1 pseudogene is annotated in these 1,241 nt (G+C 30.4%); it reads right to left on the bottom strand.

Annotation, left to right across the window (positions count from 1 at the left end):
* Window positions 1–1,241, bottom strand: a pseudogene (locus F811_RS16570) (hypothetical protein); the annotation flags it as partial.

Genomic DNA, 1,241 nt, shown 5'->3' with positions numbered 1-1,241 from the left:
TTAGGCACAACATTAACCCAGTCGGATTCCTGTGCTTTGTCTGGAGGAATTGAAGACACTTGTAATTGATAATAACCAGACTTTTTAATATGCTCCTCTGTAACGGTGAAGTTTGTTTCAAATCTGTCAACTGTCTCCATAATTTCTTTTATTGGCGGCATAGGATAGGTACTGTTAAAAGTCCTGTAATACTTGCCGTTTAACTCAGTGTATGAAGGCTCAAAAGGTGTACCATCAGGAATTTCATAACCAAGCATTTCATTAATAGCATTGATAATAACATGTTCGCCAGAAATTAATGTTTCAGGTCCAACTGATTTCGAACAGAATATTAGATCATATTCATCAATAGTATCATAAGATTCCTCTTTCCAATTTATACCGTCTTCTGTTGTGTATACCATAGATCTCCTATCATAATATCCAACATTAGTCCATAATTTCCATTTATCACTATATGTATATTCTACATGATACTTATAATAATTATTAATTAAATACAATTTATTTTCATCATACCATACATCATAATAATCTGTACATACATTATAATAATCTGTATTCAATGCATTTCTTATATGATTTGTAACCCAATTCTTAGCATCAGACATATCCTTTCCCAATTCAATCGTATAATATTCATTTTTAATAAAATAAAAATATCCATCTCTAGGTTCTATATAATATGTAAGATATTCATCATAAATATTACGTTCACCATTAAATACAAATATTTTACCCTTAAAATAAACTATATAATGTACCCGAGAATTTCCAAATCTTCCTTGAAAACTTGGATTACTAAAATTAGTTTTTGGGAAGTTAAATACATTTGATAAAGAAACTTTATTCCAATTCACTAAATCTGATGAACTTCTGTTGCTGTAATGAATTATAAGTTTCTCTACATAACCAAAATTATCGTTAGTAATTTTTTGATAAATATTTGTTGTGTTTCCATTTTCATCAACAATGCCGTACCAAGATTCACCAATATTATTATCTACATTATCAGGAATTCTATAATCCCAATTTGTTGCCCAGCCTTGAGACTCTGCTTTTACAGGTATCCTTACTTCTGTATCACTAATAACGAGTTTCTTTGAATGTAAATTCTTCCAATACTCTGCTTTTTCTAAATCGCTGCCTGAGGAAAGGCTGTGTATTTTGGTTATTGTACTGCCGTCATTTTCTATTCTTAATACTGCTCCTTTGCCTGTGGGGTTAAGTGTTTTTGTGTT

Origin of the sequence: Brachyspira innocens ATCC 29796 (assembly GCF_000384655.1) — a bacterium.
Taxonomy (GTDB): domain Bacteria; phylum Spirochaetota; class Brachyspiria; order Brachyspirales; family Brachyspiraceae; genus Brachyspira; species Brachyspira innocens.
Note: the sequence above shows the minus strand (reverse complement) of the source record. Positions and strands in the feature narration are given on the sequence as shown.